25 protein-coding genes are annotated in these 24,250 nt (G+C 39.8%); all 25 read right to left on the bottom strand.

The genetic code is table 11. The features are described from left to right. Positions 1 to 31: 31 nt before the first annotated feature. The gene (locus RN80_RS06775) at positions 32 to 868 is read right to left on the bottom strand and encodes a PRD domain-containing protein (protein WP_045611529.1); all 837 of its coding nucleotides are present in this window, start codon (positions 866 to 868) and stop codon (positions 32 to 34) included. Positions 869 to 1,102: 234 nt separating this feature from the next. Next, positions 1,103 to 2,083 carry a tagatose-bisphosphate aldolase gene (gene lacD, locus RN80_RS06780; RefSeq protein WP_001229114.1) on the bottom strand — a complete coding sequence of 327 codons (981 nt, stop codon included), beginning with the start codon at positions 2,081 to 2,083 and terminating at the stop codon, positions 1,103 to 1,105. A 1-nt stretch (position 2,084) separates the two neighbouring features. Then, the gene (locus tag RN80_RS06785) at positions 2,085 to 3,014 is read right to left on the bottom strand and encodes a tagatose-6-phosphate kinase (protein WP_060628411.1); all 930 of its coding nucleotides are present in this window, start codon (positions 3,012 to 3,014) and stop codon (positions 2,085 to 2,087) included. A 10-nt stretch (positions 3,015 to 3,024) separates the two neighbouring features. After that, the gene (gene lacB, locus RN80_RS06790; protein WP_001216913.1) at positions 3,025 to 3,540 is read right to left on the bottom strand and encodes a galactose-6-phosphate isomerase subunit LacB; all 516 of its coding nucleotides are present in this window, start codon (positions 3,538 to 3,540) and stop codon (positions 3,025 to 3,027) included. Positions 3,541 to 3,570: 30 nt separating this feature from the next. Then, entirely contained in the window at positions 3,571 to 3,996 is a 426-nt protein-coding gene (lacA, locus tag RN80_RS06795) for a galactose-6-phosphate isomerase subunit LacA (RefSeq protein ID WP_000029277.1), read from the bottom strand. A gap of 285 nt (positions 3,997 to 4,281) precedes the next feature. Next, a complete protein-coding gene (locus RN80_RS09780) occupies positions 4,282 to 5,175 on the bottom strand; it encodes an aldose 1-epimerase family protein (protein ID WP_080998520.1) in 894 nt (297 codons plus the stop codon). Positions 5,176 to 5,385: 210 nt separating this feature from the next. Continuing rightward, positions 5,386 to 6,861 (bottom strand): PTS galactitol transporter subunit IIC, encoded by a 1,476-nt coding sequence (locus RN80_RS06805; protein ID WP_000338737.1) that lies wholly within the window; start codon positions 6,859 to 6,861, stop codon positions 5,386 to 5,388. Positions 6,862 to 6,908: 47 nt separating this feature from the next. Continuing rightward, entirely contained in the window at positions 6,909 to 7,214 is a 306-nt protein-coding gene (locus RN80_RS06810) for a PTS sugar transporter subunit IIB (protein ID WP_000590547.1), read from the bottom strand. Positions 7,215 to 7,252: 38 nt separating this feature from the next. Beyond that, positions 7,253 to 7,729: a PTS sugar transporter subunit IIA gene (locus tag RN80_RS06815; protein ID WP_000521973.1), complete on the bottom strand. Its 477-nt coding sequence runs from the start codon at positions 7,727 to 7,729 to the stop codon at positions 7,253 to 7,255. Between the two features lie 261 nt (positions 7,730 to 7,990). Beyond that, on the bottom strand, positions 7,991 to 9,814 hold the full coding sequence (gene lepA, locus RN80_RS06820) for a translation elongation factor 4 (protein ID WP_001047207.1): 1,824 nt from the start codon (positions 9,812 to 9,814) through the stop codon (positions 7,991 to 7,993). 78 nt (positions 9,815 to 9,892) lie between these two features. Beyond that, on the bottom strand, positions 9,893 to 10,621 hold the full coding sequence (locus tag RN80_RS06825) for a metallophosphoesterase family protein (RefSeq protein WP_060628413.1): 729 nt from the start codon (positions 10,619 to 10,621) through the stop codon (positions 9,893 to 9,895). A gap of 1 nt (position 10,622) precedes the next feature. Continuing rightward, positions 10,623 to 12,290 (bottom strand): DNA repair protein RecN, encoded by a 1,668-nt coding sequence (gene recN / locus RN80_RS06830; RefSeq protein WP_060628415.1) that lies wholly within the window; start codon positions 12,288 to 12,290, stop codon positions 10,623 to 10,625. Between the two features lie 6 nt (positions 12,291 to 12,296). Then, positions 12,297 to 12,728 (bottom strand): arginine repressor, encoded by a 432-nt coding sequence (locus RN80_RS06835; protein WP_001034401.1) that lies wholly within the window; start codon positions 12,726 to 12,728, stop codon positions 12,297 to 12,299. Beyond that, positions 12,721 to 13,536 (bottom strand): TlyA family RNA methyltransferase, encoded by an 816-nt coding sequence (locus RN80_RS06840; RefSeq protein WP_060628417.1) that lies wholly within the window; start codon positions 13,534 to 13,536, stop codon positions 12,721 to 12,723. Before RN80_RS06840 ends, RN80_RS06835 begins: the two co-directional genes overlap by 8 nt. Next, the gene (locus tag RN80_RS06845; RefSeq protein WP_060628418.1) at positions 13,529 to 14,404 is read right to left on the bottom strand and encodes a polyprenyl synthetase family protein; all 876 of its coding nucleotides are present in this window, start codon (positions 14,402 to 14,404) and stop codon (positions 13,529 to 13,531) included. Before RN80_RS06845 ends, RN80_RS06840 begins: the two co-directional genes overlap by 8 nt. After that, entirely contained in the window at positions 14,401 to 14,613 is a 213-nt protein-coding gene (locus RN80_RS06850; protein WP_000043226.1) for an exodeoxyribonuclease VII small subunit, read from the bottom strand. Before RN80_RS06850 ends, RN80_RS06845 begins: the two co-directional genes overlap by 4 nt. After that, entirely contained in the window at positions 14,591 to 15,931 is a 1,341-nt protein-coding gene (gene xseA, locus RN80_RS06855) for an exodeoxyribonuclease VII large subunit (RefSeq protein ID WP_060628419.1), read from the bottom strand. The genes RN80_RS06850 and xseA overlap by 23 nt, the downstream gene beginning before the upstream one ends. A 126-nt stretch (positions 15,932 to 16,057) precedes the next feature. Beyond that, positions 16,058 to 16,696, bottom strand: coding sequence for a uridine kinase (gene udk, locus RN80_RS06860; RefSeq protein WP_001181377.1), 639 nt, complete (start codon positions 16,694 to 16,696; stop codon positions 16,058 to 16,060). 109 nt (positions 16,697 to 16,805) lie between these two features. Next, positions 16,806 to 17,684 carry a tRNA pseudouridine(55) synthase TruB gene (gene truB, locus RN80_RS06865; protein ID WP_060628420.1) on the bottom strand — a complete coding sequence of 293 codons (879 nt, stop codon included), beginning with the start codon at positions 17,682 to 17,684 and terminating at the stop codon, positions 16,806 to 16,808. Positions 17,685 to 17,757: 73 nt separating this feature from the next. After that, positions 17,758 to 18,558: a hypothetical protein gene (locus RN80_RS06870; RefSeq protein WP_000780008.1), complete on the bottom strand. Its 801-nt coding sequence runs from the start codon at positions 18,556 to 18,558 to the stop codon at positions 17,758 to 17,760. A gap of 9 nt (positions 18,559 to 18,567) precedes the next feature. Further along, complete coding sequence (locus tag RN80_RS06875) at positions 18,568 to 19,365, bottom strand: hypothetical protein (protein ID WP_000886495.1); 798 nt, start codon at positions 19,363 to 19,365, stop codon at positions 18,568 to 18,570. A 169-nt stretch (positions 19,366 to 19,534) separates the two neighbouring features. Then, positions 19,535 to 20,809: a DUF2130 domain-containing protein gene (locus RN80_RS06880; protein WP_001002655.1), complete on the bottom strand. Its 1,275-nt coding sequence runs from the start codon at positions 20,807 to 20,809 to the stop codon at positions 19,535 to 19,537. A gap of 95 nt (positions 20,810 to 20,904) precedes the next feature. Beyond that, on the bottom strand, positions 20,905 to 22,185 hold the full coding sequence (locus RN80_RS06885; RefSeq protein WP_060628422.1) for an O-acetylhomoserine aminocarboxypropyltransferase/cysteine synthase family protein: 1,281 nt from the start codon (positions 22,183 to 22,185) through the stop codon (positions 20,905 to 20,907). Positions 22,186 to 22,331: 146 nt separating this feature from the next. Further along, on the bottom strand, positions 22,332 to 23,129 hold the full coding sequence (locus RN80_RS06890) for a formate/nitrite transporter family protein (protein ID WP_060628424.1): 798 nt from the start codon (positions 23,127 to 23,129) through the stop codon (positions 22,332 to 22,334). A gap of 291 nt (positions 23,130 to 23,420) precedes the next feature. Continuing rightward, a complete protein-coding gene (locus RN80_RS06895; RefSeq protein WP_060628426.1) occupies positions 23,421 to 24,218 on the bottom strand; it encodes a formate/nitrite transporter family protein in 798 nt (265 codons plus the stop codon). Between the last annotated feature and the right edge of the window lie 32 nt (positions 24,219 to 24,250).

Genomic DNA, 24,250 nt, shown 5'->3' on the forward strand with positions numbered 1-24,250 from the left:
GATTTCTCCTTATATAGTTTTAAATAAATTTTTATGACAATAAACGTTGGATATGTAGAACTAGATAAACTCGTTCACTTTTATACAAATCAAGACCCGTATGTTGCGTAATCACATCATAGATCTTGGAACCAATCTCGAACGCTTTTGGATAGGATTGTTTAATATGATCTTCCATATCCAGAAGTGATTGGTTATCATCTCTAGATCTGTCTAAATAATCCAAGAAATAATTCAAATGAATCATAAAACGATCATAGAAATGGTTATTCTCTTTAGTTCGTTGAATTGCATAGTCCGTTAAAACTTCTTCAACATTCCTGAGAATTTCTTTCCTCTTATCAATCGACTCCACAAGTTCCACTTCATTTTCACCTTCGGCATTAATGAAATGATAAGCAATCCGAATAATTTCGTCCTCAGGAAAATGATCTGCTAGCTTCTGACGGTAAATTTCAAATGCTTCATTTGCGATTTGAAAAGCGACAGGATACTTAGTGGAAATATCTGGCAGATTACTATCCTTGTACCTTCCTTGTGCTAGAGCTTGGTAAGAACAGTAAATATGATCTGTCAATGTTACGTAGAGATACTCTTGAATCGGATAATGATATTTCTTTGATAGCTTATCAATGATTTCATAGGTCACTGTGATAAAATCAAGCGGAACATCTTTGAGGAGAGCCATAAAGTTTTCTCTGGACTCTTCGGTCTTCATCCGAAAGATTTTCTCAACCTGCTGTTCAGCAATCAAATCCCCTTTCTTCTTTCCAAATGCAATCCCCTTACCAATCACAATCACTTCTTCTCCTTTATCGTTTCTGACAAGCGAGACATTGTGATTCATTGGATTTAGAATTCGATACATGTCAACCTCCTTTTATATCTTAAAGGTATATGAGTACAAAAAATGACCACAAATGAACTAGAAAATCAGCCGATTTCTAATTCACCTGTGATCATGCCTAATATTACTTAGTAACACTCACCTTGTATTAACTTGTGATTTAAGTATAGCACAAGTAAGTTGTTTTGTAAACCTTTACATAAAACTTTTTTTAAAATTTTTTTAGATTCATGTTCCTAACCTAGGAGGACTTGCTTACACGCGTTCTTTCCATGAAGTCGCTGTTGTTTGAAGAACTTTATTGAGTTCGTCAATGTTTTCAAAACCAGTTGTACGAAGCCATTCGCGAGCTGCTGCTTCACCATCTTTGATGTAAGCTTCAACTGATCCAGCCCATGTAGCACGGCCACAAAGAACTCCGTTAAAGTTTGCACCTGATTCATGAGCAAATACAAGAGTATCTTGGAAAAGTTTAGCTGATACACCTGCACTCAAGTAGATGTAAGGCAAGTTAGTTGCTTCATCTTGAGCTTTGAAGAAGGCTGCTGCTTCTTCACGTGTATAAACTACTTCACCTTCAGCGAAACCTTCAACATATTTAATGTTAACAGGAACTTCTACTTTCAAGACATCAATGTTAAAGCGTGGGTCTGAGAAGACTTTCATAGCACCGATAACTTTGTGTGGTTTTACTTTCGCATATTCTACAGAACCAGCGTCAGCAATTTTTTCATCGTAAGCAAGGATTTCAAGGAAGAATGGGATATCTTCAGCCACACACTCAGAACCGATGCGTTCGATATAAGCTTGTTTTTCTTGGTTAAGTTCATCTGAGCTATCTACATCATAGTAAAGCAAGAATTTAACTGCATCTGCACCTTCCTCTTTAATACGTTTTGCAGACCAAACATCCAAGCAGTCTGGCAAACGTTTTGTACTTGTTGTATCATAACCTGTTTTTTCATAAGCAAGGAGAAGACCAGCTTTTTCATCAAGAGCTTTAGTTGCTGGAAGTCCATACTCAGGGTCAAGAAGCATAGATGAAGCGTATTTTGTCAATTCATCTGCTACCAAGACTTTCAGTTCTTCCATTTGAGCCACTGTTGGTTCTTCTGTTTGGTGTTGAGCCATGAGGCGTTTCAAAGCACCACGTTGGTCAAATGCAAGAGCTGAGATGATACCATTTTCATCAGAAAGTTTTTCTAAGCGTGCACGTTTTTGTTCTGTTAAAGCCATTTTATACCTCTTTTACTATTAATTGATCATATAGAGCTTGATAGTTGGCCATGTTGACATGACCAGTCATTTTTTCTTGAGCATTGAGCATACCAAGGACATTTGCCTTGATGAGTAATTCTGCATCCGATTCTTTGTGAAGAAGCCCTGAAGAAATTCCTGCCACAGTAGAGTCTCCAGATCCGACAGGATTGACTACCTGAATTCTAGGAATATCTACCTTGTAGAAAGTGTCACCATGTTTGGCAAAGGCACCGTTGGCACCAAGTGAAACGATAATCCATTCAATACCTGCAAACAAAGGTTCTTGAAGGACTTCTTTTAATTCATGCAAATCCTCAGAAACTTCTCTTCCTAGAAGTTGAGACAATTCCTCATTATTTGGTTTGATGACTGTTGGTTTATGTGGTGATTCAAGAACCGCCTGAAGCGCTGCACCAGAGCAGTCCAAGACTACAGGCTTACCAGCTTGATTAGCAAGTTCTACCAAGCTCGCATAGTAAGCAACTGGAAGGCCAGCTGGCAGACTACCTGAGATAGCTACTACTTCAACTGAGCCCAAGAGTTTTTTGAAATGTTCCAAAAAGTCTTGACCTTCCTGTTCCAATACTTCAGGACCTTTTTCAAGAACTTCTGTTTGGTTGTCTCCGTGGAGAATAGCGATACAGTTCCGAGTTTCTCCCTGAATTGAGAAGAAATCTTTCTTTACTTGATCATCGATATTTTCAACCAAAAACTCACCAAGTTTGCCACCCACTAAACCAGTAGCAAGAACAGAATCCCCAAATTCTGAAAGTACTCGGGTAACATTGAGTCCCTTACCACCAGCCGTTTTGGTTACATCCACCACACGATTGACAGTATCAATCTTCAACTCATCCAAGGGATAGGAAATGTCAATGGATGGGTTCATTGTGACTGTTAAAATCATAGGTCACCTCTTAGTCGTGGTATTCTCCGCGATCCCATTTTTCAAGGAATTCAGTGAAGAAGTTTGCGTCTGTTTGTTGAGCATTGTGACTTTCAACGTGTTCAATTTTCGCAATCAATTTCTTGTTTTCTTCAGATGGTTTGTATTCAGCATGGATGAAAGCTTCGATGATATCGCACATGAGCAATTCACCAGTAATCTTACCACCAAAACCGATAACGTTGGCGTTCAATTGTTCTTTAGCATAAAGAGCTGTTGTCATATCACGAACCAAGGCAGAACGAACACCTGGAACTTTATTGACAGCGTTGTTGATACCAACACCAGTACCACAGATACATACCCCAAGATCAGCTTGACCGCTAGTTACAGCTTCCCCTACTTTTTTACCAAAGATTGGGTAGTGAGTACGTGTATGGTCATATGTACCAAAGTCAATGACTTCATATCCTTTTGATTTCAAAAATTCTGAAACCGCCATTTTTTCATCTGTTACGATGTGGTCACATCCAATTGCAATTCTCATTTTTAACTTACCTTTCTTACTGTAATCTAATTAGCACATTTTGTTCAACATGTCGACACGAATTTGGTGACGTCCACCATCGTATTTACCGTTAACAAATCCTTTAGCGATGTTTTTAGCCAATTCATCACCAACAAGTTGTGCACCCATAGTGATCATACGTGAGTTGTTGTGGCCACGAGTCATATAAGCTGAACGTTCGTCAGATACTTCTGCAGCAACCATTCCTTTGATCTTAGTTGCAACCATAAATGGACCAGCTCCATAAGCATCAATCACGATACCAAGGTTTTGTTCTTCTTTGTTTACTTCTGCAGCAACAGCAAGAGTCACATCAACAAAGTCTTGACCTTCAGCTGTAACATCCACAACGTGGAAGTTTTCTTTTTCCAAGAAGTCTTTCACAACTTCTTTCAATCTCAAACCTGCAGCATCTGCACCGATAACAATAGACATATTGTATACTCCTTTTTATTTTTCTAGGCTAGTAAAACCTTTTACAGTTAGCAGTTTACCTACAAAAAGCTTTCTAGCAGTTTATTGACAAATTGAATTGAACGAGATGAATGACACCTTATTCAAGTTTAGGAAACCAGTTCCCTAGAAATAATCTTTCTCCACGAAAGAGAATATAACAAGTGATTATTTGTTTGTTACAAACATCATTTGTTGCTTACAAACATAATATACTCCTATTTCCGGAAAAAGTCAACAGTTAGTGTTTGTTTTTGTGTTTTTTAACTAAAAAATTTCGATATCAAAACCAATTTGATCCACTTGATCAGGTTCTAGGAGACGAACATTCTTCTTATCTTCTAGACGATCTCCTTCTTCAAGAGATGTTGACAAGCCAGACCATGGTTCAAAAGCAATGAAAGGACCTTTATTCAAAGTTGACCAGATGATGAGATTTGGAAACTCTGCAAAACGAACTTTCAATCCCTTATCATGTTTACGAGAACGAAGGGCAATTGTTCTAGATTGCAATTCATCTAAGGTGACTGCATCTGTGCTGAAAAGATCATAATTAAGATCTAATTCCTTTTGATCCTCTAGCCATGGACTTCTATCTTGAAAATCAAGCATCCCCGTTTCTGGGAAAGGACGTGGAACAGAGCAAGTCTCTTCTTTCTCAAACTCTAAATAGTAATCTTCATAAACTTCATCATCCAGTAGAGGACAATTAAATCCTGGATGGCCACCAATAAAGTAAGGCAGGACCTTGCTAGTTTCTTTATTAAATATTTTGTATTGAGTCCGTACTGTCTTGCCAGTAAGAATATAAGTGATTTCTAGGCGGAAATGATAAGGGTAGTTCTGATAGCTATTCTCATCGTCTTCAATTGCAAAAGTTACACTATTATCTGTCTGTTCAACTAATTCAAATTCTTTCTTACGGACCAGACCATGACGAGGAATGTTTCCTTTACTTTCTTCTCCATTATCATCTATATAAAGTGCTGTATCCTCTCTCAATGAACCACAAATTGGAAAGAGAACAGGAGCTTGTCCACTCCAATAAGTACCATCTCCTTGCCACAAATACTCAAGTCCCTCAGCATCTTTTATAGAAGAAAGAGTCCCACCAAAACTGTTAAATTGAACACTTAATTGTTCTGATTTTAATTCAATCACTGTTATTTACCTCCGAGATTTTATACTTAAGAAAAAGCTAGGCTGTCACTCCCAATTAGGAAATTGACAACCTAGTTTCAACAATTTACACTCTGCGAAAATTCAATTCAAACTTCGTCAGCGTCGCCTTGCCGTACTTTAGTACAGCCTGCGGATAGCTTCCTAGTTTGCTCTTTGATTTTCATTGAGCTTACATTTTATAGGAGCGCATTATTTTGCTTTTGCTGCGTACTCTTCGTTACGTTTGATCATTTGTTTTCTGTACCAAGCAAAGATACCGATATAGAATACAAGGAAGACTACAGCACCAAGGATTGCTTTGATATCACCTGTTGTAGTGTTACCAATTGTCCAACCAAGAAGTTTTTCGATTGGTCCTTCAAGAGTTGAGTGAGTGATCAATTGAGTTTCGCTCACACCTGCTGGGAAGGCACCTACACCTTTAGCAAGTTCTGTTGCAAATGGTGCAATAAGTGTACCTGAAAGAAGGAAGAGTGGCAACAAGAGTGTTCCGAAGATAATCATACGGAGCAATTTACCACGAGTTACAACCAAGAGAGCTGGAGTAACACCCATAGCGATGATACCTGCAAGTGGCAAGATACCATTTCCGACTTTTGAAAGAAGCACAGCTTCAATCAACATGATTGGTGCAAGTACGTTAGCACAAGCCCAGATTTCAGCACGACCAGCGATGAATGGCCAGTCAAGACCGATGTTGAATTTACGTCCTTGAAGACGTTTAGTAGCAACGTTTGTAATACCTTGTGATAGTGGTTCTACGGCTGCGATGAACCATGAACCGATAAGTGAGAAGAGTTCCAAAGATACACCGGCAGTCAAACCAAGAGACAACCATCCTCTGATAACAAGACGCCATTTATCTGCATCGGCAACACCTGCAATTGGATGTGGAGTTCCCATAATACCGATAACAATACCAAGAATGAAACCGATAAAGAATTTAGATCCCCAGAAACCGATTTTTTTGTTCAATTTAGCAGCATCAAAGTCATATTTATCAAGACCTGGGAAGAATTTTTCAAAAATCTTATCCAAAACCATGATAACTGGGTTCATCATGTAGTTCATGTGAGTTGATGTCATTGGTGATGAACTTGGTGCGTTAAGAAGGTCATCAAATGTAGGTTTCATCAAGTCAGAGTTGATAATTTTCAACACACCAACAAGTACGATAGCTGCTGTAGCAATCAAGAGTGAAACCCCTTGGCTCACACCGTTGTTGTCTGCATACCATTTAATCAAAAGACCTGTGATAGACAAGTGCCAGATATCGAAGATATCGACGTCAAGTGTATCAGTTTTCTTCATAGCAAGCATTACTACGTTGACAATCAACATGATAAGCAAGAAGTATAGTGTCCAAGCAGATCCCCAAGTGATTGTTGCAAGTGGTGCCCAACCAACGTCAGTGATACTCAATTGAATACCAGTGTTTTCAACGAATTTTGCAAGTGATGCTGAGAAAGCACCATTTAGCATACCGATGATAGCTCCGATACCAGTAAGAGCGATGGCAAGTTTGATACCACCTTCAAGCGCTTTGGAGAATTTCACTCCAAAAAGTAAAGCCAATACTGTCAAAATGATTAACATGATGACAGGTCCACCCATATCTAAGATAGGTGTGAAAAATTCTTTGATTAGGCCAAAGATTGCATCCATAACAGTTCCTCCCTTTTTTATGTTATATGAATGTTAACAAATTAAAATTAGCTTAATCCGTGTTCTTTGATAGCTGCTTCAATATTATCAAATACTGGAGCGCTCATTGCTGGGATACGGAATAAGATTGGTCCAGCTTCGATAACTGGAATACCTGGATCAAAACCAAGGTCTGTAGCAGCAATGGGTGTGAAGATGTCATAACCTTTGATAAGGTCTTCGTTAACGTCTTTGACCATTACCGCATCACAGTGAACATCGAAACCGCGGTTTGAAAGTTCTTCTTCAAGAGCACTTTTAATTTGGTGGCTTGAGTTAACACCTGCACCGCAGGCAGCAAGAATTTTAATCATATGGATTTCCTCCGATTTAATATTTTTAATAGACAAGATTATGCAGTTTCTTCAGCGATATAAGCATAGAGGGCTTCAGGATCAGAAATTTTTGATAGGTCTTCAAGATGACCATTTCCAGTAAAGAAGTCCATCAACTGAGCAAGAATGTTCGTTTGACTTGAACTTGAGTTATTAATGATAAAGAAGAGCAAGGATACCTCTACTTCCTTATCTGGTGCAATCATATTGTGGAAAGTCACCGGTTTCTCTAATCGAACAACCACAACTTTTTCAGCTAGATTATGAACAATATCTGTGTGAGGAATAGCCACATTCGGCAAATCCTTACCCAAAAATTCCATATCTAAGCCAGTTGGAAATGACTTTTCACGCGTAATCAAGGCTTCACGATAAGTTGGAGTTACGATTTCTCGTTCTTCCAATAAAGTTGCAACCTGATCAAAGAGATGTTCTTGATTATCCGCTTCTAAGCAAAACACAAGGTTTTTGTCAAAGAAATGATCTAATCCCATAAGGTTTTCCCTTCTTTCCATTAACTTTATGCTATAAGTATAACACTATATGAAATCGTTGTCAATATTTTTCTGTTGTTTTTTGTCTCTTTTTTTATATTTTTGTTGTTTTTATAGCTTGTTATATAAAAACAAACATATAAACAAACATTTCAAACATTTTTTCTGTTCTAGAAACTAAAAAAGCAGACCATCTAAGCCTGCTTTACTATTTATTATTATATAAATTTCCTATGAACAAGGAAAGGCATTTCTGATAACTTATTCTTCATCCATACTCAAGACGCTGAGAAAGGCTTCTTGTGGAACTTCTACTGATCCGATAGCTTTCATGCGCTTCTTACCTGCTTTTTGTTTTTCAAGGAGTTTGCGTTTACGAGAAACGTCACCACCGTAACACTTAGCAAGTACATTCTTACGAAGGGCCTTGATATCAGTACGAGCGACAATCTTGTGTCCAATAGCTGCTTGAATTGGAACCTCAAATTGTTGGCGAGGGATAATTTTCTTGAGCTTATCAACGATGAGTTTCCCACGTTCGTAGGCAAAGTCCTTGTGAACAATAAAGCTGAGGGCATCCACCTTGTCTCCATTGAGAAGGATATCCATTTTCACTAGCTTAGATGGGCGGTACTCTGACAATTCATAGTCAAAGCTTGCATAACCGCGAGTTGAAGACTTAAGCTTATCAAAGAAGTCAAAGACGATTTCAGCCAGTGGAATTTGATAGATAACATTGACACGGTTATCATCAATATAGTCCATCGTCACAAAGTCACCACGCTTACGCTGAGCTAATTCCATGACTGCTCCGACAAACTCCTGTGGTACCATGATTTGCGCCTTAACATATGGCTCCTCAATGGTCGCAATCTTAGTTGGATCTGGGAATTCAGACGGGTTGGACACATCCATAGACTCACCGTCAGTCAAATTAACCTTATAGATAACAGACGGAGCTGTCATGATGAGATCGATGTTAAACTCACGTTCCAAACGTTCTTGGATAACATCCATATGGAGAAGTCCAAGGAAACCACAACGGAAACCAAATCCAAGTGCCTGAGATGTTTCTGGTTCAAACTGCAAACTGGCATCATTGAGTTGCAATTTTTCAAGGGCTTCACGTAGGTCATTATACTTGTTTGACTCAATTGGGTAGAGACCTGCAAAAACCATAGGATTCATCTGTTTGTAACCATGTAATGGCTCTGCCGCAGGATTGGTTGCCAAGGTAACGGTATCACCCACACGCGTATCCTGAACCGTCTTAATAGAAGCTGCAATATAACCAACGTCACCAGTCGCAAGGAAATCACGACCAACTGCTTTTGGTGTGAAAATACCCACTTCCGTAACATCAAAGGTCTTGCCATTGCTCATAAGCTGAATCTTATCGCCAGGTTTGACCACCCCATCCATGACACGTACTTGAAGAATAACCCCACGGTAAGCATCGTAAACCGAGTCGAAAATCAAGGCCTTAAGTGGTGCCGTCACATCACCCGTTGGTGCCGGTACTTTTTCTACGATTTGCTCGAGGATTTCTTCGATACCGATACCAGCCTTGGCAGAAGCCAAAACTGCTTCACTGGCATCCAAACCAATCACATCTTCAATCTCTGTACGCACGCGCTCTGGATCTGCAGCTGGTAGGTCAATTTTATTAATGACTGGCATGATTTCCAAATCATTGTCCAAGGCTAGATAAACGTTGGCAAGGGTTTGAGCCTCAATACCTTGAGCGGCATCGACCACCAAAATAGCACCCTCACAAGCAGCTAGCGAACGTGAAACTTCATAAGTGAAGTCAACGTGCCCCGGCGTGTCAATCAAGTGAAAAATATAAGTTTCTCCATCTTTTGCAGTGTAATTCAGTTCGATGGCATTCAACTTAATGGTAATCCCACGTTCCCGTTCTAGATCCATGCTATCCAAAAGCTGGGCCTGCATTTCACGGCTTGAAACGGTCTCTGTCTTTTCCAAAATGCGGTCTGCTAGAGTCGACTTTCCGTGGTCAATATGGGCGATAATAGAGAAGTTACGGATCTTCTCCTGTCGTTTTTTCAATTCTTCTAAGTTCATGATTCTCTTCCTTTCAGGGTATCTATTTATTATAAATTGTTTTTGACATTTTGACAAGACCATACCCTGTTAGGAGTACTAATCTTCAGCGACAAAGCCGTCATTTTCGATAAAGTGTTGTTCTGTCATTCCTTGGTCTGTAAAGACAATCCCGTGAAGGACACCACCATAGACAGCTCCTCCGTCCATCCCAATCTTGCCATCTTCTGTAGTCCAAAGCTCAGCAGTACCACGCTCTTGCTTCAGCAAACTATAGACCGGTGTATGGCCAAAGACAATGATTTTTCCAGTATGATTTTCTGCTTCGTGGAATGGTTTTCTAAGCCAGACTTTTTTATAATCTGTGGTTTCATGCCAGTCATCCAAGGTCAAATCAATACCTGCGTGAACAAAGATATACTTGTCTGTCTCTACCACAAATGGCATTTGACGAATAAATTCGACCAAGTCTGCCGCTTCAGTAGCAACACGCTTGGCATCTTCTACCCCATCAACTGGCGCATCCAAGGGACGACCTAGGATAGAGTTAATGGTTGTATCACCACCATTGCGACGATAATGATCATAGCTTTCTTCTGGGTCATCAAGCCAAGTCAGAAACATATACTCGTGGTTTCCTGACAAACAGACAGCCCCTTGATTATCGACCAAGTCCTTAACCATCTCTAGGACACGGCGACTATCTTCACCACGGTCAATCAAGTCCCCTAGAAAGAGCAACTGGGTCTGACCATCCCATGTTTTGAGAAGGTCTTCCAGCATCCCAGCTTTTCCGTGAACATCTCCAATTACATAATAGTCCGTCATCTTATTTCTCCCTGTTTCTCAACAATTCTCTGGCTTGCGTCAGGGCTGCTTCTGTCACATCATCACCTGCCAACATCTTAGCAACTTCTTCCACTCGCTCTTCAACCGTCAAGAGACGAACAGTCGAAACTGTTGAATGGTCATTGCTAATCTTCTCAATAAAGAATTGATAATCCGCAATCGCAATCACTTGTGGTAAATGGGAAATAGCCAGAACCTGACCATGTTGGCCAATCTTGTGAATCTTCTGTGCAATAGCCTGAGCTACACGGCCTGAAACTCCTGTATCCACTTCATCAAAGACAATACTTGTCTTGCCCTCTTTGCGAGAAAAGGCAGATTTAATAGCTAGCATGAGACGAGATAATTCCCCTCCAGAAGCAACCTTGACCAAGGGTTTAAAATCTTCGCCAGGGTTGGTTGAAATGTAAAATTCGACCGTTTCATTTCCCTCACGACTGAATTTTCCCTTGCTAAAACGAACCTGAAACCGAGCTTTTTCCATATAGAGGTCTTGCAGTTCTTGTTTAATCTCAGATTCTAATTTCTGAGCCAAGTCATGACGAGCAGATGCAAGTTGACCTGCCAAATCAACAAGATTGACTTTCAATTTCTTGAGCTCTGCTTCCATGTCCTCAGACGAAAGGTTATTGCCTGTCAAGAGATTGTATTCTTCCGTAATTTTAGCAAAATAAAGCAAGACATCGTCTACAGTCCCACCATACTTACGTGTAATAGTGTGAAGGAGGTCCAAACGATTCTCAACCTGCATAAGACGATTGCCGTCAAAATCAAGGTCCTCTATAATAGCTTCCAAACGTTTGCTAATGTCTTCTAAGACATAGTAGGTCTCAGACAGTGAGCTTGAAATTTCACGATATTCAGGGTCGTACTCTTCGACACTCTCCATGTCATTCATGGCCGAACGAACATTGGCCAGACTTGAAAAATCTTCATTGTCCAACATGCTGTAGGCATTGGTCAGTGTATCCGCAATATTTTTATGGTTGAGCAGTTTATCACGCTCTTGATTGAGAGCCAAATCTTCTCCAGCCTGCAAGTTTGCTGCCTCAATCTCTGCCATTTGAAATTCCAACATTTCAATACGTGCCTTGTGTTCCTGTTGGTTTTTCTTAACTTCCAGAACCTGCTTACGCATTTTTCGATAAGCATCAAAACTCGTTTGATAGGTTTCTTTCAAGTCCCAAAAAGCTGCATCGCCAAATTCATCCAACATCTGGATATGAAGTTGAGGACGCATTAACTCCTCTTGATCATGCTGGCCATGTATATCTACCAGATGTTGTCCAATAGCACGCAAAACAGACAGATTGACCATCTGGCCATTAACACGACTAATACTCCGACCATTTTGCAAGATTTCTCGACGGATGATAATCTCATCCCCCAATTCCAAACCTTGCTCATCAAAAATTTCCTGTAAAAGACGACTATTCTCAACTGAGAAAAGCCCCTCAATCTCTGCCTTTGGTGCCCCATGACGAATAACATCTGTCGTCGCACGAGCTCCCAACATCATATTCATGGCATCAATGATAATCGACTTCCCTGCACCCGTTTCACCAGTCAGGACAGTCATCCCCTTTTCAAAATTGAGGGAAATAGCCTCAATAATGGCAAAGTTTTTTATCGAAATTTCAAGTAACATATAGACCTACCAATTTTTTACTTGTTCAAAGATTTCCTCAGCTAGACTTTCACTTCTGGCAATGACTAAAATCGAGCTATCATCAGCTAAACAGCTAAAAATCTTATCCGCAAAAGTCTCGGTTAACTGAGCTTTTACAAATGCTGTATTTCCTGGGATAACCTGGAGATTGATCATCTTATCCATCAATTCAGCTGACTCAATATTGTCTTCAGCCAGTTGCAAACTTTTTACGATTGATTTTGGCAATTCATAGACATAGGTATTGTCTCTCAAAGGAATTTTGACAATCCCCAGTTCTTTGATATCTCGGGATACCGTTGCCTGAGTGGCAGTAATGCCTGCCTCTTTCAAATGTTCTACGATTTCTTCTTGTGTACCGATTTGATAATCTGTCACAAATCGTCTAATTTTTTCAAGTCTCTCTTTTTTATTCATTTTTAAATTGACTATGCGCCCTCTCTACTACTTCTTCAATTTCAGCAAGAACCTGATTGCTTGCTGACTCATCTTTTTTCAAATATGCTAAAAACTCAATATTTCCATGACCGCCTTGGATGGGAGAAAAGTCCAATCCAAGGACTGAAAAGCCTTCCTCTACTGCCATGGTTGTGATAGATTCAAGGACATTCTGATGAACCTTGGCATCGCTAATAATTCCATTTTTTCCAATCTGCTCACGTCCTGCCTCAAACTGAGGCTTAACCAAAGCCACAACCTGACCTTGATCTGCCAAGACACGGTGCAAGGCCGGAAGGATCAAACTGAGAGAAATAAAACTCACATCAATACTGGCAAAGCTCGGTTCCTTTTCGAAATCAGTCTTTTCAGCATAGCGGAAATTGAACTGCTCCATGCTGACAACTCTTGGGTCTTGGCGTAGTTTCCAAGCCAATTGATTGGTACCAACATCAACTGCAAAGACTAACTCAGCACCATTTTGCAGCATGACATCGGTAAAGCCACCAGTAGAAGCCCCGATATCAATCGTGGTCGCCCCATCCACTGACAAATCAAAGACCTGCAAGGCCTTTTCCAGTTTCAAGCCACCACGGCTGACATACTTGAGTTTCTCCCCCTTGAGTTTTAGCTCGGTGTCGTCTGGGATTTTCTCTCCTGGCTTGTCAAACCGTTCTCCATTAAGGACTGCTACGACTAAGCCAGCCATTACACCACGCTTGGCCTGCTCTCTCGTTTCAAACAAGCCCTGTTTATAAGCTAGTACATCCACTCTTTCCTTAGCCATTGATCCTCAAACTTTCTACTACACTTACAATCGATTCTATTTCAAAGGGAACCTGCTGGGCAATTTCTTCTAATTTGGCATTAGCTTGATCCAAAGTTTGATTGCAAAAGTCAATAGCCTCTTCCAAGCCCAACAAGGCTGGATAGGTTGACTTTTCTGCCTGTATGTCCTTTTGTGGTGTCTTGCCAATTTCTTCAAAACTAGCGGTCACATCCAGTACATCATCTCGAACTTGAAAAGCAAGCCCAATCAATTCACCAACAGTTTTCAGCTTCACCTGCATCTCAGGTGCCAATTCGGCTATAATAGCAGCCGCTTGAAAGGGATAGGCTAGTAGTTTCCCAGTCTTATTAGCATGAATGGTCTGGAGTTCTTCCAAAGACAAGTGCTGGTGTTCGCCCTCCATATCCAAAACCTGTCCTGCTACCATGCCCAGACTTCCTGATGCAAGAGATAGGTTGGCTATCAAGTCTACCTTGATCTGACTTGGCAAATCTGCCTGCGCTATCAAGGCATAAGGATCTAGGAACAAAGCATCTCCTGCCAAAATGGCCATTGCTTCTCCAAATTTCTTGTGATTGGTTAACCGCCCTCGACGGTAATCATCATCATCCATAGCTGGAAGATCATCGTGAATCAAACTACCTGTATGAATCATTTCCAAGGCCGCAGCCACCTGCGCATGAGCAGGTTTAATAGCGACCTGCAAGGCTTCCAGAACTTCTAACAAGAGAAAAGGTCGAATACGCTTGCCGCCAGCATGAATGGAATAGAGAACAGACTCTCGCAAACTAGAGGCAAACTGCTGGTCTCCATAAAAATCTTCCAAGGCCGACTCGACAAGAGCTAATTTTTCTTGCTTTTTCATTCAAAATCACTTTCTGTTCCGTCTTCTTGCATAACCTTGACCAAGGTCTTTTCAGCCTTGTCCAGCGTCGCTTGGAGCTCTTTTGACAAAACCATGCCCTTTTGAAAGGCAGCAATCGCATCTTCCAGAGCAATTTCACCATTTTCCAAACTTTGGACAATGGTCTCCAGTTCTGCTAGATTTTCCTCAAATTTCTTTTGTTTTGACATCTTTAACCTCTAATTCTACTTGACCATCCCGCATCAAAAGCGTTACTTGATCTTTTTTCTTCAAACTCTCAACCGAATCCACAACGGACTCTTCTTTTTTGACAATAGCATAACCACGCGCCACGATTCGACTGGTATCCAACATCAGCAAGGCTTCCGAAAGTCGTTTCACCTCAGCAACCTTGGCATCATAAACCAAAGCCATTTGACTACGGAGGAGCTTGTCCAACTGACCAAGACGATCTTGATAACGTTGTATTTTAGTAACAGGTGATAATTGTACCAGTCGATGCGTCCTTGCTTGGACGACTTGTTTGTTATCAGAAATCCGTGTTCGCAAACTTTGTTTTAAGCGCAGTTGCAGTTGATCCAAGCGTTGCATATAACCGTCATACAAGCGCTCTGGCTGTCTAAAGATAACAGACTGACTGCATTTTTTTAAAGCTTCTTGTTTCTTCGATAGGACATTTCGGACTGCTGTTGCCATCCGCTTTTCCTGATTTTGCAAATGAGCTAATACATCCAACTTGGTCACAGGTGTTGCCAGTTCAGCTGCAGCCGTTGGTGTTGCAGCTCGTCGATCTGCAACAAAATCTGCCAAGGTCACATCCGTCTCATGTCCCACACTAGAAATAACTGGCAAACGAGACTCAAAAATAGCTCGTACCACAATTTCCTCGTTAAAAGCCCAGAGATCCTCTATGGAACCTCCGCCACGACCAATAATCAGCAAGTCCAAATCGTCCCGTTGATTAGCTCGCACAATATTTCGAGCAATTTCCTCCGCAGCCCCTTCACCTTGAACCTTGGTCGGATAGAGAAGAATATCGACACCTGGAAAGCGCCTGCTGACGGTCGTGATAATATCTCGAATAACGGCTCCACTGCGACTGGTTACTACACCAATTCTCTTAGAAAATTGGGGCAGAGGTTGCTTGAACCTCTCTTGAAACAGGCCTTCTTCTGCCAATTTTTTCTTGAGTTGTTCAAACTGAATCGCAAGCGCCCCAACCCCATCAGGCTCTGCCTTTTCAATGATAATGGAGTAGCTTCCACTTGGCTCATAGACCTGCACACGCCCAATCACATTGATCTTCATCCCTTCTTCCAGGTCGAAACCTAATTTCTGATAAATTCCAGACCAGATGGTCGCTTGAATAACTGCATGGTCATCTTTTAGGGAGAAATATTGGTGAGTAGGTCGTTTACGAAAATTGGAAACTTGACCAGTTAAATAGACCCGTTCCAAGTAAGGGTCTTTATCGAATTTCATTTTCAGATACTTGGTCAAAGTTGTTACCGATAAATACTTTTCCATCTCCACCTACTATTCATTTTCTTGCTCTTTCATGGGTATTATTATACCAAAAATATGCCTAAAAATCTCCATTTATGTACCATTATGAGGGGAAAATAAAAAAGGAGGCAAAGCCTCCACATCTGATTATTTGCTGTTTCGAGCTTCTTCCAAAATCTTTTCAATCTTGGTTGTCAACAGGTCAATAGCCACGGTATTGCTGACCCCTTCAGGAATGACGATATCAGCATAACGCTTGGTTGGTTCGATAAACTGATGATACATAGGTTTAACCACACCTAAGTACTGGTCAATGACGCTATCAAGGCTACGGCCACGCTCTTCCATATCACGCTTGATCCGACGAATAATGCGCACATCATCATCTGTATCCACAAAAATCTTAATATCCATCAAATCGCGCAGGCGCTTATCCTCCAAGACCAAAATCCCCTCAACGATAAAGACATCTTGAGGTTCTTGACGATAGGTCTTGCTACTTCGTGTATGCTCTGTATAGTCGTAAGTCGGAATGTCCACCGGACGCCCTGCCAACAATTCCTTAATCTGCTCGATCATCAAGTCTGTATCAAAGGCAAAAGGATGGTCGTAGTTGGTTTTGACACGCTCTTCAAAGGTCAAATGAGACTGATCCTTGTAGTATGAATCATGCTCAATCATGGAAATCTTTTCATCAGGAAAATGCGATAAAATGGCTCTTGAAACACTGGTCTTACCACCACCAGAACCACCTGTCACTCCGATAATGATTGGTCTATTTTGCATGCTATCCTCCGTTTTTTTATCCGTCGTCTATTCTATCATAATTTTTGCAAAATTTATAGTCTGGTTTGAATAGTCTAGGGGAAACAACACTCCCTACACCCCAGTTAGATCAGCTAAAAACCTTCCTTGGCTTGTATAAATTGTCTCGCTTTTCTAGAATAGATAGTAATTTATCATCTTCAAAGGCAGCTAATTCTTGTTCTGTTTGTTCGAGTTCGATAAAACGACCAAAGCGCACTTCTGCAGCCTCTTCTTGAGTTAGGAAAACTTTGACAAGGTCGCCTGTCCCAATCTCTAGAGGATGAAGAAAGTCCAATTGACCAGCCTCCACTTTTTCAGCAATTTCTTCCAAGGTAAGAGCATCTTCTAGTTGCAAACCAGCTGCACTAGTACGTGTTAAGTGAGACATATGGGCCGCATAACCCAATTTTTCTCCCAAATCAACAGACAAGGTACGGATGTAAGTCCCCTTGCTGCATTTCACACGAAAAGTAAAACGTGCTAGATTCCCCTCATAAGAAATCGGACTTGTCCGCTCAAATTGATAAATGGTCACCTGACGTTCTGGACGCTCCACTTCTTGGCCAGCACGCGCATACTCATAAAGCTTGCGACCATTGACCTTTACAGCCGAATACATAGGTGGAATCTGGGTAATAGGCCCAGTCAGACTGGCGATTGCTTCATCAACAAGCTTTTCATCCAAGGGCGATAAAACAGGTGTCTCTGCGACCACTTCCCCACTAGCATCCTCTGTCGTCGTGGAATAGCCCAGAGTGATTTTCCCCTCATAGACCTTGCCCTCATCCTGCATAAACTCGACCATGCGTGTTGCCTTGCCAACCGCAATGGGCAAAACACCCACCACATCCGGATCCAAGGTTCCACCATGACCAATCTTCTTGGTTCCCAAAATCTTACGCAGTTTAAAAACCGCATCATGCGAGGTCATGCCCGCTTCTTTTTTTAAGTTGATAATACCGTTCATTTTTGCTTTCTAATTCCCTTTTCACTTTACATCAACATATTCTATCTTAGACAGATTTTAAAACTATATCAGCTTATTTTTCTAAATACTTCCTAGCTTCCTGAACATAAAAGAGCTCTGGATTTTCATGGACGATACTTTCAAACAAACTACGGGCACGAGCTTCATCTCCTTTTAATTGGGCATTGAGAGCGCCGTAATAAGAAAACATGATTCGAGCTAGCTTACTTTCTGGCTCAGTAATGTTAAAGTAGTCGTTCACTTCTTTATTGAACACAATATCTTTTATGGCTTGGGCTTGAGCAACAAGTGTAGCTTTGCCTCCTTTAAAATCTGGCGCCTTGGACAATTGTTCCTCAAAGAAAGCAATATCTTGCACATCTTGGAGATGAATGGAAACTGTTAATAGTTCAAAGCTTGATATTAAAAACGCAGGGGTTCTGAATCTCTTCCAAATTTTTTTCAAATCATATTTGGACATATTTTCCTTGGCAGCTTGAAAATCTCCTTTTAAATAAGCCACTCGACCTTGGATAATTTGGTAATTCTCACGATATGTTGCCCTAAAGGGCTTAATAGATTTTTCTGATTGAACTCTTAACATGTCTTCATATAGCTTAAGATCAATAGAATCGTGTAACACTAGAACAATAACTTTTCTAGATACAAATCTTAAATAAAATACAAAGACGAGAACTAAAAAGTCAATAACTAATAATATGAGTCCCAATATTTCCAAATTGCTTTGAAATATTAAAAATACTGCCATCACATAAATATCCAAGACTAAAAATAAGCAAATTAGAATAACCCTATCAAGTTGTAAAAGAGTGTTTTCTGTCGCCCTACTTACTATTTTTTTTACTAATTTCATATATTACTCTCATTTCACTGATTCTAAATATTTTTTCGCTTCCTGAACATAAAAGAGTTCTGGATTTTCATGGGCAATGCTTTCAAACAAACTTCGGGCACGAGCCTCATCTCCTTTTAGCTGAGCATTGAGAGCTCCGTAATAAGAGAACATGATTCGAGCTAATTTATTTTCTGGTTCGGTGGTGTCGAAGTAGCCTGTAACTTCTCCATTGAGTATTTTTGATACTGGTTCAATTAAATCCAACATTCTATTTTTATCAATTCTTTTAATTTTTTCCCAATCATAAGAAACTAAAAGTTTAGAAATTTCATCCGTCTCCCTTAAATGAAGGTATGATAATGATTCTATAAATACGATGTTTAGTTCATAAATACGTTTCAAATTCAATTTAGAACTTTTAACTCTTATTCGTTCAGCATATTGGATTGCCTCACTAAAATTCCCTTGATAGAAAGCACACCTAGCTAAACCCAGATTTAAGGCATTTAAATTCCCTGTTTTATTATCAGGCCGCCTTTCATAAGTTTCAGTTAAAAGAGAAATATATTTTATAAAATTCACTTGCTCGTATAAAATAACTTCTGCAACGTGATTTACTAAAAAATGAGTTATTACAACGATAATAGTCAGTAATGTTAGAAATATGAGCAATAATGTAGTAACGACGGTTGATTTTACGAATAATAAACTAATTGCTGTTGCTATAATTATCCAACGTAGATAAAATAAAATAAAAACCTCCAGTATGCTGCAGATTCGAACTGATGACCAATTCGAGATATTCTTAGAAATATTATCTAACATAAAAAACTCCTATAAAAAATTACAAACTAATTTATATAAACAAACTAGCTAAATGAGCTAGCAAAGTAGCTCCAGCTTTTAAGAAAAATTAATTCAATTTTATCAGCTGACCATGTTCTAATAATTTCTATAGTTCTTTTCATATAACACTCCTGTTTTTAAGATAATCTCACTCCCCCTTCAGTGCTTCAAACTTCGCTTTCATGGTTGGATTTTTACGTGTCAATTTCTTGACAGAGACATCTTCCAGCTTATTATTAGCCAGACGGAGTTGGTTTTCAGATGTTGTTAGGAACTTTTTAACCTCTTCCATCCGTTTTATGGCCTTGTCGATTTCATCGATTGCCTTACCAAAGTTGGTAGAAGCTGAATTATAGTTCTTAGCAAATGCCTGTTTAAAGGCATCCAAATCTTCCTCAAAATGCGTAATGTCTATATTTTGCTCGCGAACTAAGGCCAACTCCTGCTTGTATTTTAAGGAATTAAGAGCAGCATTACGCAAGAGTCCAATCAACTGGATAAAGAATTGAGGACGAACCACATACATCTTTTCATACTCGTGGCTGACGTCAACAATCCCCGTGTTAAAGTAGTCATTATCGGCCTCAAGCATAGTCACCAAAACCGCATATTCACAGTTCTTCTCCCGACGGTCCTTGTCCAATTCCTTGTAAAAATCTGCATTCTTGTGCTTCTTCTCTGTTCCGTCAGCTTCATTTTTCATCTCAAACATGATGGAAATGATTTCAACACCATTTTCATCACTCTCGCGGAAGATAAAGTCGCCTTTGGAACCACGCGCAGAGACCTTATTATCCTTCTCAAAGTAAGCATTTGGAAAGGCAAAACTGCGGACCTTGTTAAACTCACTCTCCGCATAGTGTTCCAAACTTTCCCCGATAGCTTTTGTAGATTGTTGAGCTTTGAAATTCTTATAAAATTCGACTTGTTCACTGGCTGCCTTGAGCTGGGCTTCGTAGTTTTGCTTAACAGAAGCCAAAGATAACTCATTTTCCTTTTCTTGCAAAAGTAGCTGATTTTTAACCTGATCTCGTTCTTTTTCTAGGTCAGAAAGGGTCTTTTGCAGTTGATTTTCATGTTCCAAACGCAAGGTGGCCAATTGGTTTTCCAAGGCCTGTACTTCCTTATCCTTAGCCAATAAGGCCTGATTGCTTGTCTGTTCAACCTCTTTCTTGGCCAATTCTTTTTCTGTATCAAAGTTTTGGATTTGACTCTGTAATTGCGCAATTTCTTGGTCTTTTTGAGCTAGTTTAGACTGTTGCTCATTCATGGCCTTTTGCTCAGCCAAGGCCAGTTCCTGCTTCATGCGATCGTGTAGTTCCTTATCAAACTCTGCTGTTCTCACTTGGGACAAAAGTTCAACATACTGACTTTCATTTACTGTAAAGACTTCCCCACAGTTGGGGCATTTGATTTCGTTCATATCGTTCCTCTTTCTAGACTTCTGTAACCATTATATCATGCCTGAAGGAAAATCAAAAACAGTGAGTCGAAACCCACTGTTTATCTTTTTTTACTTTAAATTTTTTCCAAGGCCAAGCGCAAATCTTCGATCAAATCATCTACATTTTCAAGTCCAACAGACAAGCGGATTTGGTTTGGTGTGACACCTGCTGCTTCTAGATCTTTTTCTGACAATTGACCGTGAGTGGTTGTGGCTGGATGAACAACAAGAGACTTAGCATCTGCCACGTTTGCAAGGTCAGAGAAGATTTCTAAATGATCAATTACCTTGCGGGCTTCTGCTTCCCCACCTTTGACATGAAAGGTAAAGATTGAACCGACACCTTTTGGCAAGTATTTCTCAGCCAAGGCATGATAAGGACTATCTGCAAGTTTTGGATAGTTGACTTTTTCTACCTTAGGATGGTTGACAAGGAAATCAACAATTTTCTCAGCATTTTGTACATGACGTTCCACACGAAGTGAAAGGGTTTCAAGTCCTTGAAGCAAGAGGAAGGCATTAAATGGTGACAAGGCTGCACCTGTATCACGAAGCAATTGGACACGGACAGCGATAATAAAGGCTGCTGCACCTACATCACGAGTATAGCTCAAGTTGTGATAGCTTGGGTCTTCCTCAACAAATTGAGGGAATTTTCCTGAAGCTGCCCAGTCAAAACGACCACTATCAACGATCACTCCACCAATAGTCGTACCATGGCCACCGATAAACTTAGTCGCAGAGTGAATGGCAATATCTACACCGTGAGAAAAGACATTAATCAAGTAAGGTGTGGCAAAGGTATTATCCGAAACGAGTGGAATCTGGTGTTTATGCGCAATCTCAGCCAATTTTTCCAAGTCAGGAATGTTAATCAAGGGGTTGCCCAAGGTTTCAATCAAGACAAGCTTGGTATTGTCATTGATAGCTGCTTCTACTTCCTCCAAATTATCAACATCGACAAAGGTTGTTGTGATACCATAACGAGGAAGGGTTTCCTTCAAGAGATTGAAGGTTCCACCGTAAATAGTTGAGGCTGCTACTACATGGTCACCAGCGTGGGCAAGTGCCAAAATCGTATAAGTCACTGCGGACATACCTGATGCTGTTGCAAGAGCTCCAACACCACCTTCAAGGGCAGCAATTCTTTCTTCAAAGGCAGCTGTTGTAGGGTTGGTGATACGAGTATAAATGTTCCCTGGTTTTCTCAAGGCAAAAAGATCTGCACCTTCCTGCGTGTCATCAAAAACAAAGGATGTTGTTTGATAAATCGGCACTGCACGAGACTTAGTAGCTGGATCCACAACTTGACCAGCATGCAGTTGCAAAGTTTCAAATTTAAAATCACGAGTCATAAAACGACCTCCAAATAGTTTGATTAAGGATATTGTAGCACCTTAAGTTATAGTTTACAAATATCAGTTTTCTATATTTTGATATTAGAAATAGCTATTACTCAATTTAAAAACGAAAAAAGCACGAATTAATCGTGCTCATTTTCTTAATCTACATAAGTATCTTCATTTTTATTGAGGAAGGCATATGGAAGACCCATCAAGAGGCCTCCTCCGATAAAGTTTCCAACGAAGGTTACACCCCAGTGACGAAGCATATTTCCAATACCGAAGTTAGCAATTGAGTCAGCAGCAACACTGAATTTTACAATCGCGAAAGAAGCAAAGTTCGCCGCAATGTGCTCGTTTGTTAAGAATACAAACATGTAAATCGCTGACAACACAAGCCAAAGTTTGGCACCACCATCTTTGACCAAAACAAATGAAAGAATCGCAATATTTACGAAAATATTTGCCAAAATCGCCTCAAGCAAGATTAATTCATTTGAACGGCCTAACTTCATCTCAACAACCCCTGAGATGAAACTATCGTGAGTCAGATGTGCATAAGCTGCTGAGTGGGCAAAGCCCCAACCTGCTATTAAAGCTCCGATAAGGTTGAATAAGGTACAGTAAAGTAAAATCTCAGCTGTTTTTCTCCAAGAGATTTTTTTCAAGAAACTACCAGCAGTTAAAAACATCATGTTTGATGTTACCAACTCAGCATTCAAGAAAACAATGTAGGCCAAGCCCCAAGCGAAGACAAAGGGGAAGAGGAAACGTCCACTACCTGGTGCAATTTTATTAATCAAATCAGCCCCAACTGCACCAGCAGCTGTACTGAAGGTTAAAAATGCACCTGCGAACATAGAACGAATCGCATACTTAAATTTGCTCTGACTATAAAGACTTTCTTTCTTCTTGCAAGCAAATTCAATCTTTGAGATAAATTCTGAAGAAACCATAATAAACTCCTAAAATTTTTATTTGTGATAATTATAACATAAAATCGATATAATGAAAAGCCTTTCCTAATTGCATTTTTAATAAATTTATAAATCTAGCAATCGTTTACATTGTTTTAATAATAAGCTTTTATAAGTTTTAGTTATCAGAATATTGAGGTTACATGGAATAACTTTTATTCTATTTAATATATTTTTTTGTTACAATTTAAAAACGATTTTCTCTGCAAGCCTATTTTGTAAAAGAAAAAGAGAGAATCATTCTGATTCTCACTGATACACTAACTCTTCTTAATCAACATATGCATCTTCATTCTTATTTAGAAAGGCATACGGTAAACCAATCAAAAGACCTCCACCTATAAAGTTAGCAATAAAGGTTACACCCCAATGTCGAAGGATATTTGGAAGATCAAAGTGAGGTACTTGATCAGCAATCATGCTGAATTTCATAATACTAAAGGAAGCAAAATTGGCAGCGATATGCTCATTGGACAAGAAGACAAACATGGAAATAGCTGATAAAATGATCCATAGTTTGGCAGCACCATCTTTCACTAGTATAGATGAAAGAATGGCAATATTTACAAATACATTGGCAAGAATTCCCTCAAGCAGGACTAAATCACTTGGTCGCGCCAATTTCTTGGCTACAAGCTTAGGAAGGAAGCTATCATGGGTCAAATGCGAAAAGGCTGACGAGTTGGCAAAGGCCCATCCAGCTACCAAGGCACCAATAAGATTAAACAAAGTACAATAGAGTAAAATAATCATTGCCTTTTTCCACTCAATCTTTTTCAAAAATGCGCCTGCTGTTAAATACATCATATTGGAAGTTACCAATTCTGCATTTAGGAAAACAATATAAACCAGCCCCCAAGCAAAAACAAATGGGAAAAGGAAATACCCACTACTTGGAACAATACTATTAAGTAAATCTGCACCAATAGCACCAGCAGCTGTACTGAAGGTTAAAAAAGCACCTGCAAACATAGAACGAATCGCATACTTGAATTTACTTTGCTTGAAAAGACTTTCTTTCTTGTGGCAATAATAATCAATCTTCGAAATAAACTCTGAAGAACTCATAAACATCTCCTATTTTTTTATATTTAGTATTA

Source organism: Streptococcus mitis (assembly GCF_001281025.1).
Taxonomy (GTDB): Bacteria; Bacillota; Bacilli; order Lactobacillales; family Streptococcaceae; genus Streptococcus; species Streptococcus mitis_AK.